The sequence below is a fragment of the Clavibacter sp. AC415 genome, assembly GCF_979252985.1.
This window is the reverse complement of record NZ_CEEDAR010000017.1, coordinates 43,707-59,250: the sequence shown is the minus strand read 5'-3', so window position 1 is coordinate 59,250 and position 15,544 is coordinate 43,707. Positions and strand designations below refer to the sequence as shown.

Sequence of the window (15,544 nt, the reverse complement as noted above, 5' to 3'; positions counted from 1 at the left end):
CTTCCCCGTGGCGAGCCCGACTGCGGTGGTGCCCGCGCTATGTACGAACTCGAGCCTGGGCAGTATGTCGGTGTCCCGTTTGAAGCGATGGCTTGGGTACCGACACGAGGCGATAGTGCCGTCAACAACAAGGGCGAGGCATTGAAGCGACGGAACAATTAAAACTGCCTTAAATGAACGCTTCTCCGTTGTGTCGCACAATGAAGGGTTCTTTTGTATCCTCGACATCCTCGGCTAGGTCTGCTAACTTTCTCCATTCATGTGGTACCCGATCGTCCTCAAGTATGAACTGACGGAACGCATCGCCGGTCTCCTGCACTGCGGCCGTTAATATCATCTGAGACAGTTCCGTCCGTTCCTTATTGTCTTCCATCTCCGCATTGACAGCGAGAATGGCTTCAAACCAAATAACGGGCAGGGTCCGTGCAAAACACGCCGCCGCAACGTAAAGGAAGGCGTGCCCCGGTTCCTTTGCTTCTAGGCGTTCACGAGCGGCGCGCCAAAGCCCCTGCCAGTTGAGGGCGTCGGTCTCCAAGATTGTCAATCCGTTCGCCCCGGTTTCTACCAGAGTGTCCGCTTCTAGTATGTTTCGCTTTTGCTCGGGCAGGCTTAAGATATCGCAAATGTGATCGACGGCATACATTTTAAGGACCCAGATGAATCGAACCACGTCGCGCATGTCGTCCCAGGTTGATACGGCTTCCGCGTAGCGCCCCATGAACGCATATGTGTCCGCCAGGAGCGGTACTGCCCGCATGTCATGCAAGTCAACAGCAACTTTGTACGCCAGTGCGGCTTCGGCGTGGCGCCCTGCCTCAAACAGCATGGTGCCCCGCTCGCGCCACCAATAAGCGCGACCCAGATAAAGTTCGTCCCTTTCTGCCGCCGCCACATGAAGAGCAAGACCGCGGCTCGGGTCCGCTTGCATTATGAGTTGACCAGCGTTGTAGAGATACGAGGCGGCCGCTTCGTCTGCTGATTGGGTAGCGGCGTGCTTTTCAATTAGCTGAGTGATGTGCGATAAGGCGACAAGCTCAAAGCGCATGGAATCCCTGATCAGTGGCAACATTGCTATAATTCCGGCCGGTCGTGCTTCATCGAGATAGACCGTCTCGACCAGTGCTGTCGCTAGGTCGGCGTCGCGATATTTTACGATATGTTCGGCAACTCGGATGGTGAAGTCGGGGTCCGCACCGAGCATCGCGCTAGCACTTATGGCATTCCGGGTCAGAAGGATTTTGTCAGTTTTTAATCCGACCCTGCCTAGCTCCTCCGACACAGCAAGTGCAATATCTACTGCTATTGACTCAGGGTCAAACACTTTAAGCGAGCTACCGTAATGAAGTACGCCACCTGGCATACCACCAAGGCGCACTGATACATCAGTCGTCAAAACGTCTATGGCCAAAGACGATTCGTTTGCCTCGCTGGGCTTGCGTGTCAACTCCCTGTGCTGTCCCAGTAGGCGCTCGGTGGTTACTTTCAAGCGGCGCGTCCAGGGGTCGGACAGGTCAGGGTCCACATTAAGCGTCCATAAAACGGGCAAGTTGCGATGAAGATTTTTTGCGGCCCGCGAGGCCTTTACTTCGCGTTCAATTGCAGCAACGGAAGCCCCGTCCCAAGTATTGGGCAACTCAAAAGCATACTTGGCGGCGTTTTCCCGTCTTCCATAAACATCTAGCTTGTGCGCCCATTCATAGTGAACGTTTTCGCTCGCATCAACAAGCACAACTAGTGTTTGGCAGGTCAAGAGACTTCCAGTAGTTCCGAGTCGTAGTTTTTATGGGGGGCGCTGTCGACTCCGAGGTCTTATCTGTACCTTTTAGCTGTACGTTAAATATTAGGCCCGTTGTATCATCGCCATCGAATAATTCAACTCGACCATCGATTCCGTATTCGCGCTGCTCCGTCGGTGCGTAAGTCCATGCGTTCGGCAGTACGAACGCCCATACGCGTTGTGTTCGGTCATCGCGTCGGTGCTGTTTCGTGCGCTTAGGGAGCTTCTGAGCCATGTCCCGACCGTACACGCCGGTTTCATGCTGTAGAAGTTCGACGCCGCGGGCGTCGCAAAGTCGAAGTTCGGACGGCCGTTGGCACGAGACTCGAGTCGATAGCGCGTCAATGTGGGGCGGCCACTGGTCCTTGCTGGTCTCCCACCCGCCAGGTGGGCCAAGGATGGTTTCTCGCAAGGCTTGGGTTGCGAGACGTCTCGCGAGTCGAGCTCGGAGCGCTGGCACTTCTGGGCGCGTGAGATGTGGGCAGCTTCGCTCCGTGTCGTCGGAATCGCTTCCTTCGGTGTCTGGACGTCACGGGTGCGCGAGACGGCTCCCTGACTTGGGGGTTCGGGTGCATACTGGCGATGTCTTCGGACCCGGCAGTGGGGCTTGCCGGACCCAACCTCGACAGTTGTCGACAACAGTCCCTATCTCAGCTGGTCGCGCTTCTGCGCGCCTGAGGTAGGGAGTGTCATGACAGCATCAATCGGTACCGGCCCGGTCGTCGTCGGTGTCCTACCCGGCCTCGCGCCGGGGGTGATCGAGGTTGCGGCGTCTATCGCGCGGCGCTTCGGTACGACGCTGGTGTGCGTCAGCGTGGATGCGTCGCTCATCGATGCCGGTACGCGCTCGGACGGGTCGGTGATGGTGGAATCGCTCGACCCTGATACCGCTGACACGACACCGCAGGGCTTGTCGGACAGTGACGAGGCGGCAGTACGTGCCGCCGCAACGACCTACGGCGTCGACGTCACGTTCGTTCCGGGTGTTGGGGATCCGAGCCGGGCTCTGTCGCAGGTGGCCGAAGACCGCGACGCGGCGATGCTGGTCGTCGGGGCCAGGACGGGAGCGGGTCGAATCGCGGAGTTCTTCACGGGGTCGGTCGCGGCACGGCTGACCCATCGACAGCACCGTTTAGTGCTCGTAGTGCCCGTTGATCCGGTCGGGTTCGATGCCCCACTGCCGTGGGGCACCCAGTGACCGGCCAGCTTGTTCTGCTCCGCGACGGACAGAGCACTGCGAACGCTGCCGGCACCTTCACCGGCTTGCGAGACGTCGCGCTGACCGAACAGGGCACCGCCGAAGCGAATCGGGCTGGGTTGCTACTTCTGCATGCGGGCATCCGACCGGACCTCGTGCTCACGTCGACGCTCGAGCGGGCGCTCCATACGGCGGAGCTCGTCACCGACGTCGTCGGACGTGATGCGCCGGTCGAGTCGACGTGGCGGTTGAACGAGCGGAACTACGGCGCCCTCACCGGCATGTCCAAGCAGAATGCGCAATTGGCGTTGGGGGCGGAGCAGTTCTTCGCTGTTCGCCGGACCCGCACGGGTCGGCCGCCACGCATGTCGATCCGCGCGTGGCTGGCGCTCCGGCGGACGCCGGCGCTTCGTGGGCTGCCGTGGGCGGCAGTTCGTCGAACCGAGACACTTTCCGACGTCATCCGCCGGGTCCAACCCGTCCTGTCGGACCGCGTCACCCCGGCACTCCGCGACGGGCAGACAGTGCTCGTCGTCGCGCACGGCAACTCTTTGCGGGCACTGTGTGCCTGCATGGACTGCCTGACTGACGGTGAGCTCGCGGACCTGAACCTCCCCACGGGCGAACCCCTGATCTACCGGTTCGACGGCGACGGTGGGTTCTGTCCGCGGGGTGGGGGGTACCTGCATCCGGCAGCACGAGCAGCAGCGGCAGCGGTCGCTGCGGAAGGTGGAACATGACCTCCCGAACGGACACGGACCTGCCCGATGGGCAGCTCCCGCCCGACCCGGACATCGACGCCAATGACCCGGAACGCATCGCCCGGCCAGTGCATCTGCGGTGGCGGTACCTGGGTGTCGTCGCACTCGGCGGCGCCATCGGTACCGCCGCACGCGACGGACTCAGCACCGCGTTCCCCGCTCAGCACGGAGTGTCCTGGGCGATCTTCTGGATCAACATCGCCGGGGCGCTCCTACTCGGTGTGCTGCTGGAACACCTCGCGCATCGCGGACCTGACGAGGGTCGCCGCCGGACACTGCGCCTGCTTCTGGGAACCGGTGTCCTCGGCGGGTTCACCACCTACAGCACCCTCGCGACCAGCACCGCGGTGTTGTTCCTCGCCGGCCGCGGGTTGGTCGGCACCGGGTACGGGCTCCTGACGGTCCTCGCCGGCGCGATCGCCACCGGTAGCGGCCTCGCGATCGCGGGCTTGGTCCGACCGAACGGAGCCACATCATGAGCGCCCTGGCCTTCCTCGGCGTCGCTGTCGCTGGCGGTGTCGGCGCGGCCGCACGGTTCTTCGTGGATGGTGCGATCAACCGGGGTCGGCAGTTCCGGCTCCCGGTCGGGACGCTGACGATCAACATCACCGGCTCGTTCCTGCTGGGCTTGATCACCGGCGCCGCCGGTCACCTCGGCGCTACCCCCGTCGCAGTGGTCGGAACAGGGCTCATGGGTGGCTACACCACGTTCAGCACCGCCAGCTTCGAGACCGTCCGCCTCGCACGCACCGGCCGCACCACCGCGGCTGCCGTGAACGGGCTCGGGATGCTTGTCGTCTCTGTCGCCGCAGCCGCCGGGGGCGTCACCCTCGGCACCCTCACTTGACCATCCGACTGGGAGAAGAGAAGCTCATGCACTTCGACATCACGATCGAGATCCCCCGCGGCAGCGGCAACAAGTACGAGGTCGACCACGCCACCGGACGGATCCGCCTGGACCGGGCGGTGTTCACCAGCATGGTGTTCCCGCAGGATTACGGCTCGATCGACGACACTCTCGGCGATGACGGCGACCCCCTCGACGCGCTCGTGCTGCTGCCCCGGCCCACGTTCCCCGGCGTCGTCATCGACGTCCGCCCGGTCGGGATGCTCCGCATGGTCGACGAGAACGGCGGCGATGACAAGATCCTCACCGTCCCCGCCGGAGACGTCCGCTTCGACCACGTCCAGGACATCTCCGACGTCGCCGAGCCGGTCCTGGCGGAGATCGAGCACTTCTTCTCCCACTACAAGGAGATCGAGCACGGCAAGCACGTCACCACCAACGGGTGGGGGAACCGTGTCGACGCCGAAGCCATCATCCGCTCCGCACAGGAACGATTCACCCCGCACCCCTGACCGGCACCCGCGCACCCGACACCATCCAGTGCGCGCCCTGAACCGCCGTGGGGAGGCAACTGGCGCCCAGTGATCGCCAGGAGGTCGTCCCTCCGCCTCCCCGCGGCCCACACCCGCACGACCAACCCGAAAGGCGACAACCGCCATGAACGACTACATCAGCAACGTCCACCACACCACCCACCATCAGGGCGAGTACGTGACCCACACGAGCCGCCCCGTCACCATCAGCAGCCTGCACGGCTCCCGGATCCTCGACTCCCGCGGCTACCCGACGATCCAGGTGCGTCTCGAGCTCGAGGACGGCATCGTCGTCACCGGTGACGCCCCCGCAGGCGCATCCACTGGCGCGCATGAGGCTGTCGAGCTTCGCGACGGCGGCAGCAGCTACGGCGGCCGCGACGTGAGCCAGGCACTGCACCTCATCACGGCGGACGTCGCACCGATGATCACCGGCCAGTCGTGGACCTCGATCGGGCAGGCCGACGCCGCCCTCGCTGCCCTCGACGGCACCGCGAACTACCGCCGGCTCGGCGCGAACAGTGTCGTCGCGACCTCGATCGCGATGGCACGCGCTCTCGCCGCCGCAGCGGAGCTGCCGCTCTGGCGTTGGATCGCAGACGTCACCGGCAGCACGCCTCGCCTGCCCGTCCCGCACTTCAACGTGCTCAACGGCGGAGCGCACGCAGCGAACGCGCTCGACTTCCAGGAGTTCATGATCGCCCCGGTGAACGCCGAGACCATGACCGACGCGGTTCGGATCGGGTCGGACGTCTACCACGCACTGGCGGCACTGGTCCGGGAACGGTTCGGCAGTCTCGGTCTCGGGGACGAAGGCGGCTTCGCCCCGTCGATCGCCGCGCCCGAGGAGGCCCTCGACCTCCTCGTCGCCGCGATCAGCGCCGCTGGCTACGAGCCCGGCGTGGACACCGTCGCGATCGCACTCGACCCGGCGGCGAACGAGTTCGCGCTCGGTGACGGCAGCTACCGGGTCGTGGACCGCCGTTTCGACCGAGCAGGCATGGTCGACTACTACCGCGACCTCATCAGCCGGTATCCGATCCGGAGCATCGAAGACGGCTTCTCCGAAGATGACCACGGCGGCTGGAAGGCGATGTCGTCCGCGCTCGGCGACATGCTCCAGATCGTCGGCGATGATCTCTACGTCACCGATCCGCAGCGCATCCGCGACGGCGGGAAGGACGGGCTCTCGAACGCAGCGCTCATCAAGCCGAACCAGATCGGCACCGTCTCCCAGACCCTCGACGCGATCGGCGTCGCACGCTCGCTCGGGATGCGGAGCATGGTGTCGCACCGGTCCGGGGAGACCACCGACACGTTCATCGCGGACCTCGTCGTCGGCACCGGAACCGGACAGATCAAGTCCGGCGCCCCCGCCCGCGGAGAACGCGTCGCGAAGTACAACCGGCTCACCGAGATCGCGGAGGACGATCCGGAGCTGCCCTACGGGCTGTGCTGACCCCGACCGGCCACCTCGTGGGCGACGCGCAGGAAAGCAGAACCAGCTGGCTGGAGCTCTCCCGACCAGATCGCCCGCAACGGCCGGGCAAGTGGCGGCCCAGAGAGCGGGACCCTCACCAGCGACCCCGTGTCGATGTCGGCGGCGACCGTGCGGAGGCTCATCACCGCCGGTGCGATCCCGGCCTGCGCGTTCGCCCGGATGATGCTCGTGGTCTCCAGCACCGCGGCCGGGACCGTCATGTCCCGACCGGCCTCCCTGAGCCATGCGGCGAGGGTCGCGCGAGTCCCGGAGCCTTCTTCCCGCAGGAGCAGAGCCGCCGCCGACAGGACCTCCGCAGTAATCCCGGTCGACCGGGCCCAGGGATGGTCCGGAGCGACGACGACCGCGAGCTCGTCGTCCGCGATCACCTGCGCGGACACGCCTGCCGCCACCACCGGGGTCTCCGTGAACCCGAGGTCCGCGCCACCCGACTGCACGAGGTCCGTCACCGCGGCGGAGTTGCCCGCGATCAGACGCACGCGCACGTCGGGTTCACGGCGTCGGAACTCGAGCAGCCAGCCCGGCAGCAGCAGCTCCGCGATCGTCTGTGACGCCGCGACGACGAGCGAACCCGTGGGAGCCCGCAACGCAGCCACTCCTGCCTCGAGGCGACGAGACGCATCGAGGAGCGGTCCGGCCAGCCCGACGACGAGCCGACCGGTCTCGGTCAGCACCGACCCCGTGGCCGAGCGGTGCACCAGCGAATGACCGATCATGCGTTCCGCGACCCGGATCCGAGCAGACACCGCCTGTTGCGTGACGCCGAGTTCTCCAGCGGCGGCGGAGAGGGAGCCGGTCTCGGCGACGCGTGCGAGCACGTCGAGCGTGTCGAGGTCGAGCGTTCGGTCCGTGAGTCGCCGTTGTGCCACAACCGACGATTGTGCCCTATCAAGAGGAACCCAGTACCGCCAGGAACAGGATGCGCGCAGGCTCGACCCATGACCGCACTTCGCACCGACCCCGCACACGCGTACGGCAGCCAACTGCTCCAACGGCCGCAGACGGCGTTGTTCCGCGATCTGGAGCGGCCAGGCCTGATCGTGTCGAACCTCACACCGAACTGGTTCGCATCGATCATGGGCACGGGGATCATCGCCGTCGCAGCTGCGTCATTGCCACTCCAGTTCCCCGGACTGCGCATCGCGGCGACGGTCGTGTGGGCGATCGCCGCGGTGCTCCTCGTCGCCCTCACGGTCGCGACGGTGCTGCACTGGATCCGCTACCGGAGCACCGCAGCCGGGCACCACCTCAACCCGGTCATCTCCCACTTCTACGGCGCCCCGCCGATGGCGTTCCTCACCGTCGGCGCCGGGACGCTCCTGCTCGGCAAGGACTGGATCGGCCTGCCCGCCGCCGTGACCATCGACTGGGTCCTGTGGACCATCGGCACCATCGGCGGACTGCTCACAGCAGTCCTCGTGCCGTACCTGGCGTTCACCCGCCACGAGAACAAGCCCGACTCCGCGTTCGGCGGCTGGCTGATGCCCATCGTCCCGCCGATGGTGTCCGCCTCCACCGGCGCCCTGCTGCTGCCGTACACGCCCGCCGGACAGGCGCGGGAGACGCTCCTGTGGTCCTGCTACGGCTTCTTCGGCCTCAGCCTGATCACGTCACTGGTGGTGATCACCCTGATCTGGAACCGGCTCGCGCAGCACAAGGTCGGAGCAGCGGGGATGGTGCCGACGCTGTGGATCGTCCTCGGTCCGGTCGGACAGTCGATCACGGCGGTGAACCTCCTCGCATCGAACGCGCCCACAGTCGTCGACGCCGGCACGGCGCGTGCGCTGGTGGTCGTGGCGCTGGTGTACGGGTTCGCGATGCTCGGCTTCGCGCTGCTCTGGACCGTCATCGCCCTCGCCATCACCGTCCGCACCGCCCGCGAGCACCTGCCGTTCAGCCTGACCTGGTGGTCGTTCACGTTCCCCGTCGGCACCTGCGTCACCGGACTGAACGGGCTCGCCCTGCACTCCGGTCTCACGGTCGTCGCCGGCCTCGCCGTGCTCTACTACGTCGGCCTGGTCGCCGCGTGGATCGTCGTCGCCGCCCGCACCTTCCACGGTTCCGTGATCCGCGGCACCCTGCTCGCACCACCGCGAGCGGCCTGACCGGGATCGACGACCATCGTGGATGTCCGGACCCTGAACGCCCTCGCCGAGACCTGGCGGAGTACCGCGGACGCGACCGGACGCTTCGTTCCGGGCTTCGATCCCCGCTCCGGCGGCACCGCCAGTCGCGTCCTGGTGCTGATGCAGTCGCCTGGCCCTCGGACGATCGCCGCGGGATCCGCTGCCGTCTGCAGCGAGGACAACCTCGGGCCCACCGCCGCCGCGTTCCGGGCGGCCCGCATCGAGTCCGGGCTCTCCCGCGACCACTACCTCCGATGGAACCTCATCCCGTGGGAGATCCCTGCTGGCCGCGTCCGCCCCACGGACATCGAGCAGGGCCGGCTCGCGCTCGGTGAGCTGCTGGATCTGCTGCCCGCGCTCGAAGCCGTCGTCACCTACGGGACCGTGGCGCTCGACGGGGTCATGCGCTACCTGACCCTGCACGATGATCCCCGCGTCGTCCCCGTCCTCGGGGCACCGCATCCCTCGCCGGCCAACGGACGTCACCGCGCCGACCAGCATCTCCGCTCCGTGAACGCGCTCCGCCTGGCGGATCGTCTCGGTTCCGGTCGGCGCGTCGCAGACTGACGGCACGGGAGGCGACGTCCGCGGCTCGGCCGGCACCGGTCGTCGTGACCGATGAGGCGCTGATCTCAGACGGTCCCCGTCCTCGGACCGCTGATGGGAACGGCCTGGTCGTCCACGACGTCGACGGTGCACGCCGCGCCGTGCTCGAGCGTGTGGCCGACGGTGCACTGGCGGTCGATGGCCCGGTGGGTGCGTTCGGACAGTGAGGCGATCCGCTCGGGATCGAGCGCCGACAGGTCGGCGCGGATCACGGCGGTGATCGAGTCGTAGCGGTCCTCATCATCGGGCTTGGTCGCGGTGATGTCGGTGGTCGCTTCGAAGTCGGCTCCGAGCCGGCTGGCGAGGATGTGGTCCGAGGAGAGCATGCCGCAGGCGGCGAGGGCGAGGTGCAGCAGCTCGCCAGGCGAGAACACGCCGTCGGCGTCCGACCCGCCGATGCGGACCTCGGCTCCTCGCGCGTTGCGGCCGATGAAGCTCCTCGGGCCCTCGCGAGTGATGTGCAGCGGCGTGGGTTCGGTGCTCATGGTCTGCTCCTGTCCGATGTCCGCGCGGCAGCGCGGACAGTGTCGGTGTCCTCTGAGGGCGGGCGGTGTCTCAGGTGTCGGTGCGGACGAGGGGGGAGTCCGTGCCGCGGACCCTGATGTCGACCCCGGTGATCTCCGACCGGGCGATGCCCGTGGATGCCGCGAGGTCGATGGCGCGCTCCCCGGCCGCCGTCCAGGTGGCGACGGCGGTCGTGCTGCCGTCCGTGCGCGTGATGACGAGTTCGTACTCCGCGTCGGCGGGCGCGTCATCACTGTAGGTGCAACTCCACTCCAGCCGGGTGCCCCACGGCTTCCCCTCGACCTGGATGTCTGCGGCGAGAGCGGGATCGGCCGCGATCGGGTCCATCGGTTCCAGGGTCGCCTCGCTCGCCACGGGAGCGTCCGCGATGCCCGTGCCGAGCACGACCCCTCCGAAGACGGAGGCGGTCACGGCGGCTGTGACGGCGAGGGACATGACCAGCCGGCGCTGACGTCGGCGCGTCCGGACACGGTGAGCGATGCCGGGCAGCGTCACCAGGGTCGGCGGCGTGTCCTCGCCGTCGTCCGATGCGGTGATGGCGAGAGCGTCCGCGAGGGAGAGGCGACCGACTATGCCGGGCATTCCTGCCAGCTCTGCCACGGCTGCGCGGCAGGCCGCGCAGCCGCTGAGGTGCTGCTCGTACTCGAGTCGCTGATCCGCGGGGAGAGCGCCGAGGACGTAGGACGCGTCCCAGTCGCGGTACTCGTCCTCCGTCGCGGAGCTTCCATGGTGGTCGTTCATCGGGTGACGCCCCTTTCCTGCAGAGCCAGTCGCAGTCCGCGCAGTCCGTAGTGCAATCGAGATCTCGCTGTCCCCTCGGGAATGGAGTGCCGGCGGGCGATCTCGGGGGTGGTGTGCCCGAGGAAGTACGCGTCCACCACGATCTGGCGATGCTCCACCGACAGCGATGCGAGAGCGTCCGCGATCAGGATGCTGTCCAGGACCGCGTCGGTGCGATCGGGGACGCCGCCGCCGCCGTCGTCGTCCTCCGCCGGGACTTCTCGTCGGCTCCGAGCGGAGCGGGCGTCGTCGATGACGAGGTTGCGGGCGACGGTGAACAACCACGCGCGAGCAGCGTCGGCGTCGCGTTCGAGGACCTGCGGGCGCTGCCAGGCCCGCACCATCGTCTCCTGCACGACGTCCTCCGTCAGCGCCGCGTTCCGAGTGAGGTTCTGCACGAATCGCCGCAACGCCGGGCCGTGACTCTCGTACAACGCCGCCAGGAGCTCATCGACGGGGCGGGGCACAGCACTCACCGCCTCGAAGCGCCACGGTGCGCCCCCTCATCCCGGTTGCTGCGATCACTGCCGGTCATCCCTTCCGTCCTTGCCTGTCGAGGACCGGCGACCCGTCCGGGCGCTTCGCTGCGCGCGGGGACGGGTCGCCGTCGCATCAGGGCGCCGGGGTGGCGGTGCTCATGGCCGCGGCTTCCTTGTTCATCGTGCCGTCAGGGAGGAGGACGTACCAAGCGTCCTTCACGCCCTGTCCGTTGACCTGGCCCGGCGCGGTGTCCTTCGCGAACCGGTAGACCGGCCATCCGTCGACGGTCAGCTGGGCCGTCCCGTCGGTGCGCGTGATCGAGCCGACCTCTCCGGTGATCCCGTCCGCGGCGGACGTGCTGGTCGCCGATACCGCCGGCCACAGCGTGGCGCACTCGTCGTAGCAGCTGCTGCTGCCCGAGTCCTGCGTGTCCATCATGAAGGTGTAGACGGTGTAACCGGCCTCGTCCGTGATGATGTCGCCCAGCGGCGAGGACGCCGTCGTGAGAGCCGCCGGCTCAGCCGAGGGGGTTGCGGTAGCGGAGGGGCTGTCGACCGGCACTTCCGACGAGCCAGCCGAGCCGGCTGCCGTCGAGCATCCGGCGAGAAGGACGGCGGCGAACGCCGCAGTCGTCACAGTGGTCGCGATTCGCTTGAGCATGATGCCTCCTGTAGTGCGGGGACCGAGGTGGTCCCACCGAGGACACGACACAGCAGTCGCGAACGTTCAACGAGGCGAAAAATTTGCTGGCAGAGCATCTGCACGGCAGGCGGCGTCAGCGAGAGCGATGATCCGTTGCGCGCACCTTCGCGTGAGGGCCCGAGACAGCGCGCTGCTCGCCGGCATCCCCGCGCAGACCGAGGCGAACGAGCACACAGACCGCCAGGTAACGGCGCCCGCGGCCGTACTGCTGAGGATCCGGGCCACGTTGTCGAGTGGGATCGTGCATCGCTGCATCGCCACCAGACGGACGCCACTCGGCGCGCACCTGCTAGCGAGCAGACAGCCTCCCAGTAGAGGCTCGTCCTCTGGCCGACCCACCGCCTCGGCGGCAGGCACCACGAGCAAATGAAATGGACGCCGACCTCGGTCGGCGTTGTGGTGCGCGCTGGGCGCATTTGCCTGGAAGCCTTCGGCAGCGTACGGGCCTCCGGTGTCCACGCAAGCCGCTGCGCCGCCAGCTCCTCCGAGGTGCTCGGCACGCGGTCGCTGCGCTCTAGGTTGTGGGCCGCCCTGACTCTGGCTCGGAAGGTGCCGGCCTGACCTGCAGTGCGTCTCAAGTCATGGGTTGAGAGACGTCTCATGAGCTGAGCTCGGCGCGCTGACGGTTTATGGCGGGGGAGTGTCGCGTAACCATGTACTTCAAGTAGGTGCTTGACTGGCGGTGTTCATCGTTGGTTGTGAGACAGGTTGGTCGTCGTGGGGAAGCTCATCGGGTACGCGCGGGTGTCGACGCGTCAGCAGGACGCGGATCGACAGACGACCGACCTCCTTGCCGCCGGCATCCGCCGCGATGACCTCTACGTCGATCACGGCGTCTCCGGAGCTCGCGCGTCCCGGCCGGCATTTGATGAGGCGCTGCGCGCGCTGCACGACGGCGACACCCTCGTCATCACGACGCTGGACCGGTTGGGCCGGTCGACGCAGAACATGCTCGCCCTGGCGGAGGGCCTGCGGGGAAGGGGTGCGTCGCTTCGGGTGCTGAACCTCGGCGGGGGAGACGTCGACACGGCGACTCCGATGGGTTCCATGGTCTTCACGGTCATGGCGGCGCTCGCGCAGATGGAGCTCGAGATCAAGCGGGAGCGGATCACCGACTCGGTGTCGAAGCGGCGGGCTGCGGGCAAGGACCTGGGCGGTCGGCGCCAGGCCTTCACCGACAGCCAGGTCAAGAACGCCGCCCGGCTGATCGATGCCGGAGAGCCGGCCGCCCAGGTCGCGCGCGACATGGGCATGTCCAGGGCGACGCTATACCGCCGACTTCGGGACATTCAGAGAGCCGACGCAGCAGCCGCGATCACGAGCTAAGAGGCCACCGAGGGTGTCTCGCTTAGCGCCCTTCCCCGGACTCATCACCGGACGACTCTGGTGAGGCACGCGGTGTAGTGAGACTGAGAGTGTGGCTGATGAAGAAAAGTAACACCTGCACGTCGCCTCAATGTCACCGTAGCGTGAGCGGACACCGTGTCAAAGTTCTTCGTACCGGTAGCCAGCTTTTTTGACGTGGAGGTCGAAGTATGCTCCTACGCTCTTTCCCGACTCGTGCGCGGCTATAAGCGAGTCAAACACACTAGTAGGCACATCGAAATACCGATACACGCCGCCATGCTTAAACTCCACCTCCAGCGCGCCGGTCTGTGCGTCGTGGCCAATCGACGCGACGTTGCTGCTCTTAACGGAGATGCGATTCATTGTTACTCCTCCTGCTCACTTGCACGGTTCGTGACCCTCCGCTTGTGCCAATACTTCATGCAGCATCGGGGGCACTATTCCATCAGATTCAAGGGTAGCCGTCCGGTATGCAAGCTTATTTTTGTCAAGCGAGATTCCAGCGGCAGCTTCGACTGCTTCGCAAGCAGCCAACCATTCAGGCCATTCAGCGGCCAGGAAGGTCTCGAGACGGTCGTGGAAAAACGCCACGTTATCTAGCACTGCTCCCGCAGGAAAGTCCTCTTCGGGTAGCCCGAAGTAAGCGAGCAGCCTGCGGTTCTGGATCGAGTGTGAGTTCCTGTCTTTTGGCGCTGACTCGGCATCTACGTCGAACAAGGCATATGTGGGAATGCCGAGCTCAGCGAGGATCGCATGCGCCAGCGGAATGCTTCCCTTGCCGTTAGCCGGAACGATGGCAACACCGCGCGACTCAAGCCCTGCGATCGTCTGTCTGTCTCCGACGCCGTAAAGCACCGCCAAATCTGTCGGTCCTTCCACGATGAGCGCACGCGATGCGAATAGGGCAACTGCTAGCTCACCGGTCGCTGCACTGCTCAGCTGGCGCTCCACCTGGTCTGAGGTGATGGCTCCCTTGACTCTCCTCTTCACGTCGGCGATAGTTGCCGAATGCACCGTAACGCCGGGCGGCTCGGCATTTGATCGCACTAGGCGCCGTACCTGCTCGAAGTGGCGACCTTCAACGAAGTACGGGCTATGTGTTGCATAGGTCACCTGAACCCGCTTGGACTCGTCCTCGGCCAAGGCGCGTAACACCTTCGCGAACGCCTGCGCCTGGATCGGGTGTTGGAATAGTTCGGGTTCTTCGATCGCCAGGCAGATCGAGCCTTCTGCCGAGGCGGCGCCAGATTCTGCGAGCACCTGAAGCGCCGAGATCAACAGCGTACGTTGGAATCCGTGCCCCTGGCGATCTACTTTCGTCTCGGTAGCACCATCGATGACTGCTACCTCGAATGTTGTCCGGGGGGCCTTTAGCTCGACCTCGGTTGGCTTCACTGTGATTGTGCGGCCTGGAGAGTAGCGCGCGACCACTTCATCGAGCTTCGTTTCGACGTCTGCCAGTTGCGTTTTAAACTTGTCAGCGTAGACTTTCTGTTGTCGGGCCCGGCTCTCCTCAACGATGGTCGCGATCTCTTCATCTGCGGCCGTTCTGTCAACCGAGCGTTCAAGAATTCGGCCAATGATGCTCGCTTTTCCGTCAAGCGATTCTTCGCTTGCTCGAAGATCTGCCGTGACGAGGACAAAGTCGAATAGCCCGCTCATCTTACCGCTGCTGTTGAAGCCAAAAAAGTTTGTGGGCAGCCCTTCGGGGGCTTCTGTCAATTGTTCCGTGTGGGCCGACTCCCAGGTCGTCATCGCTTCGTCGATGAGTCCAGACGTTGCTGCAGCGGGTAGTTTTAGCTCTGGTTGCGTCGCGCGAAGCGCGACGTAGAGCTTTTTTTTCTCGGCTACAGGGCCAGCGGACCTGATGTCGTTAAAGGGTGCGAAGCTCTTTGCATTCGCCGACATTGTCTCGGAGCCATCGGGGTGACGAATCTTCCAGGCCGTAAATGTCGTGGACCCTGGAGGCGTGTACTTAGTGAGAGCCTCACGATCTGCGGCTGTTAGGTCCGAGAATGTCACCTGTACCTCGATGGCCGCGACTGCACCGAACGCGCAGTCGTCGTCGCTGAGGGCACCAGGCTTGCCGTTGAAAAACCAGTCCAAAGCCCGAAGTGCAGTGGATTTTCCTGTGCCATTGGGTCCGATGAACGTAGTGACTGTGTCGAACGCAATCTCGACATCCTCAAGGGCGCGAAAGTTGCGTATTCGTACAGAACGGATGCGCATCAGCGCCGCGATTTTGCGTCGAACGCACTCGGGGCGCTGAGACGCTCCCCCTGGGGACCACTGGGGCCGGGCGCTGTCATGCTCAAGGCAACTCACTCCTGTGCAGCGCACGGGCGTCGCTGCATCCCTTCG

General features: G+C 65.6%; 18 protein-coding genes. 9 read left to right on the top strand and 9 right to left on the bottom strand.

Going from position 1 to position 15,544, the window contains the following annotated elements:
- Nucleotides 1–169: 169 nt before the first annotated feature.
- Nucleotides 170–1,729 (bottom strand): tetratricopeptide repeat protein, encoded by a 1,560-nt coding sequence (locus ACZ411_RS09570; protein ID WP_464170211.1) that lies wholly within the window; start codon nucleotides 1,727–1,729, stop codon nucleotides 170–172.
- Nucleotides 1,719–2,012, bottom strand: coding sequence for a DUF4365 domain-containing protein (locus ACZ411_RS09565; RefSeq protein WP_464170209.1), 294 nt, complete (start codon nucleotides 2,010–2,012; stop codon nucleotides 1,719–1,721). The genes ACZ411_RS09570 and ACZ411_RS09565 overlap by 11 nt, the downstream gene beginning before the upstream one ends.
- 456 nt (nucleotides 2,013–2,468) lie before the next feature.
- On the opposite strand from ACZ411_RS09565, the gene ACZ411_RS09560 reads away from it, so the two are divergent.
- From ACZ411_RS09560 to eno, 6 genes are all read left to right on the top strand, one after another.
- Nucleotides 2,469–2,975: a universal stress protein gene (locus tag ACZ411_RS09560; RefSeq protein WP_237582567.1), complete on the top strand. Its 507-nt coding sequence runs from the start codon at nucleotides 2,469–2,471 to the stop codon at nucleotides 2,973–2,975.
- On the top strand, nucleotides 2,972–3,715 hold the full coding sequence (locus ACZ411_RS09555; RefSeq protein ID WP_464170206.1) for a 2,3-bisphosphoglycerate-dependent phosphoglycerate mutase: 744 nt from the start codon (nucleotides 2,972–2,974) through the stop codon (nucleotides 3,713–3,715). The genes ACZ411_RS09560 and ACZ411_RS09555 overlap by 4 nt, the downstream gene beginning before the upstream one ends.
- Nucleotides 3,716–3,804: 89 nt before the next feature.
- Nucleotides 3,805–4,215: a CrcB family protein gene (locus ACZ411_RS09550; protein WP_243575115.1), complete on the top strand. Its 411-nt coding sequence runs from the start codon at nucleotides 3,805–3,807 to the stop codon at nucleotides 4,213–4,215.
- The gene (locus ACZ411_RS09545) at nucleotides 4,212–4,583 is read left to right on the top strand and encodes a fluoride efflux transporter FluC (RefSeq protein ID WP_243575063.1); all 372 of its coding nucleotides are present in this window, start codon (nucleotides 4,212–4,214) and stop codon (nucleotides 4,581–4,583) included. Before ACZ411_RS09550 ends, ACZ411_RS09545 begins: the two co-directional genes overlap by 4 nt.
- Nucleotides 4,584–4,609: 26 nt before the next feature.
- Nucleotides 4,610–5,095: an inorganic diphosphatase gene (locus ACZ411_RS09540; RefSeq protein ID WP_237582614.1), complete on the top strand. Its 486-nt coding sequence runs from the start codon at nucleotides 4,610–4,612 to the stop codon at nucleotides 5,093–5,095.
- A gap of 145 nt (nucleotides 5,096–5,240) precedes the next feature.
- The gene (eno, locus tag ACZ411_RS09535; RefSeq protein ID WP_243575064.1) at nucleotides 5,241–6,575 is read left to right on the top strand and encodes a phosphopyruvate hydratase; all 1,335 of its coding nucleotides are present in this window, start codon (nucleotides 5,241–5,243) and stop codon (nucleotides 6,573–6,575) included.
- Here the strand turns inward: eno and ACZ411_RS09530 are convergent.
- A complete protein-coding gene (locus ACZ411_RS09530) occupies nucleotides 6,560–7,486 on the bottom strand; it encodes a LysR family transcriptional regulator (protein WP_194676209.1) in 927 nt (308 codons plus the stop codon). The two genes, eno and ACZ411_RS09530, sit on opposite strands and share 16 nt — an antisense overlap.
- Before the next feature lie 69 nt (nucleotides 7,487–7,555).
- Between ACZ411_RS09530 and ACZ411_RS09525 the strand changes: the two genes are divergently transcribed.
- Together ACZ411_RS09525 and ACZ411_RS09520 are read left to right on the top strand one after the other, a co-directional pair.
- Nucleotides 7,556–8,722, top strand: a complete 1,167-nt coding sequence (locus ACZ411_RS09525; RefSeq protein ID WP_228504368.1) for a TDT family transporter — start codon at nucleotides 7,556–7,558, stop codon at nucleotides 8,720–8,722.
- Between the two features lie 18 nt (nucleotides 8,723–8,740).
- Nucleotides 8,741–9,310 carry a uracil-DNA glycosylase family protein gene (locus ACZ411_RS09520; RefSeq protein WP_243575065.1) on the top strand — a complete coding sequence of 190 codons (570 nt, stop codon included), beginning with the start codon at nucleotides 8,741–8,743 and terminating at the stop codon, nucleotides 9,308–9,310.
- A gap of 65 nt (nucleotides 9,311–9,375) precedes the next feature.
- Here the strand turns inward: ACZ411_RS09520 and ACZ411_RS09515 are convergent, their stop codons facing one another.
- From ACZ411_RS09515 to ACZ411_RS09500, 4 genes are all read right to left on the bottom strand, one after another.
- Nucleotides 9,376–9,834, bottom strand: coding sequence for an OsmC family protein (locus tag ACZ411_RS09515; protein WP_194676208.1), 459 nt, complete (start codon nucleotides 9,832–9,834; stop codon nucleotides 9,376–9,378).
- 70 nt (nucleotides 9,835–9,904) lie between these two features.
- On the bottom strand, nucleotides 9,905–10,615 hold the full coding sequence (locus ACZ411_RS09510; protein ID WP_194676207.1) for an anti-sigma factor family protein: 711 nt from the start codon (nucleotides 10,613–10,615) through the stop codon (nucleotides 9,905–9,907).
- Entirely contained in the window at nucleotides 10,612–11,121 is a 510-nt protein-coding gene (locus ACZ411_RS09505) for a sigma-70 family RNA polymerase sigma factor (protein ID WP_194676206.1), read from the bottom strand. The genes ACZ411_RS09510 and ACZ411_RS09505 overlap by 4 nt, the downstream gene beginning before the upstream one ends.
- Before the next feature lie 145 nt (nucleotides 11,122–11,266).
- Nucleotides 11,267–11,794, bottom strand: a complete 528-nt coding sequence (locus ACZ411_RS09500; RefSeq protein WP_194676205.1) for a COG4315 family predicted lipoprotein — start codon at nucleotides 11,792–11,794, stop codon at nucleotides 11,267–11,269.
- Nucleotides 11,795–12,553: 759 nt separating this feature from the next.
- On the opposite strand from ACZ411_RS09500, the gene ACZ411_RS09495 reads away from it, so the two are divergent.
- Entirely contained in the window at nucleotides 12,554–13,162 is a 609-nt protein-coding gene (locus ACZ411_RS09495; protein ID WP_464170198.1) for a recombinase family protein, read from the top strand.
- A gap of 159 nt (nucleotides 13,163–13,321) precedes the next feature.
- On the opposite strand, the gene ACZ411_RS09490 is transcribed toward ACZ411_RS09495, so the two are convergent.
- Nucleotides 13,322–13,546 (bottom strand): KTSC domain-containing protein, encoded by a 225-nt coding sequence (locus tag ACZ411_RS09490; protein ID WP_464170196.1) that lies wholly within the window; start codon nucleotides 13,544–13,546, stop codon nucleotides 13,322–13,324.
- A gap of 15 nt (nucleotides 13,547–13,561) precedes the next feature.
- Nucleotides 13,562–15,412 carry an ATP-dependent nuclease gene (locus ACZ411_RS09485; protein ID WP_464170194.1) on the bottom strand — a complete coding sequence of 617 codons (1,851 nt, stop codon included), beginning with the start codon at nucleotides 15,410–15,412 and terminating at the stop codon, nucleotides 13,562–13,564.
- Between the last annotated feature and the right edge of the window lie 132 nt (nucleotides 15,413–15,544).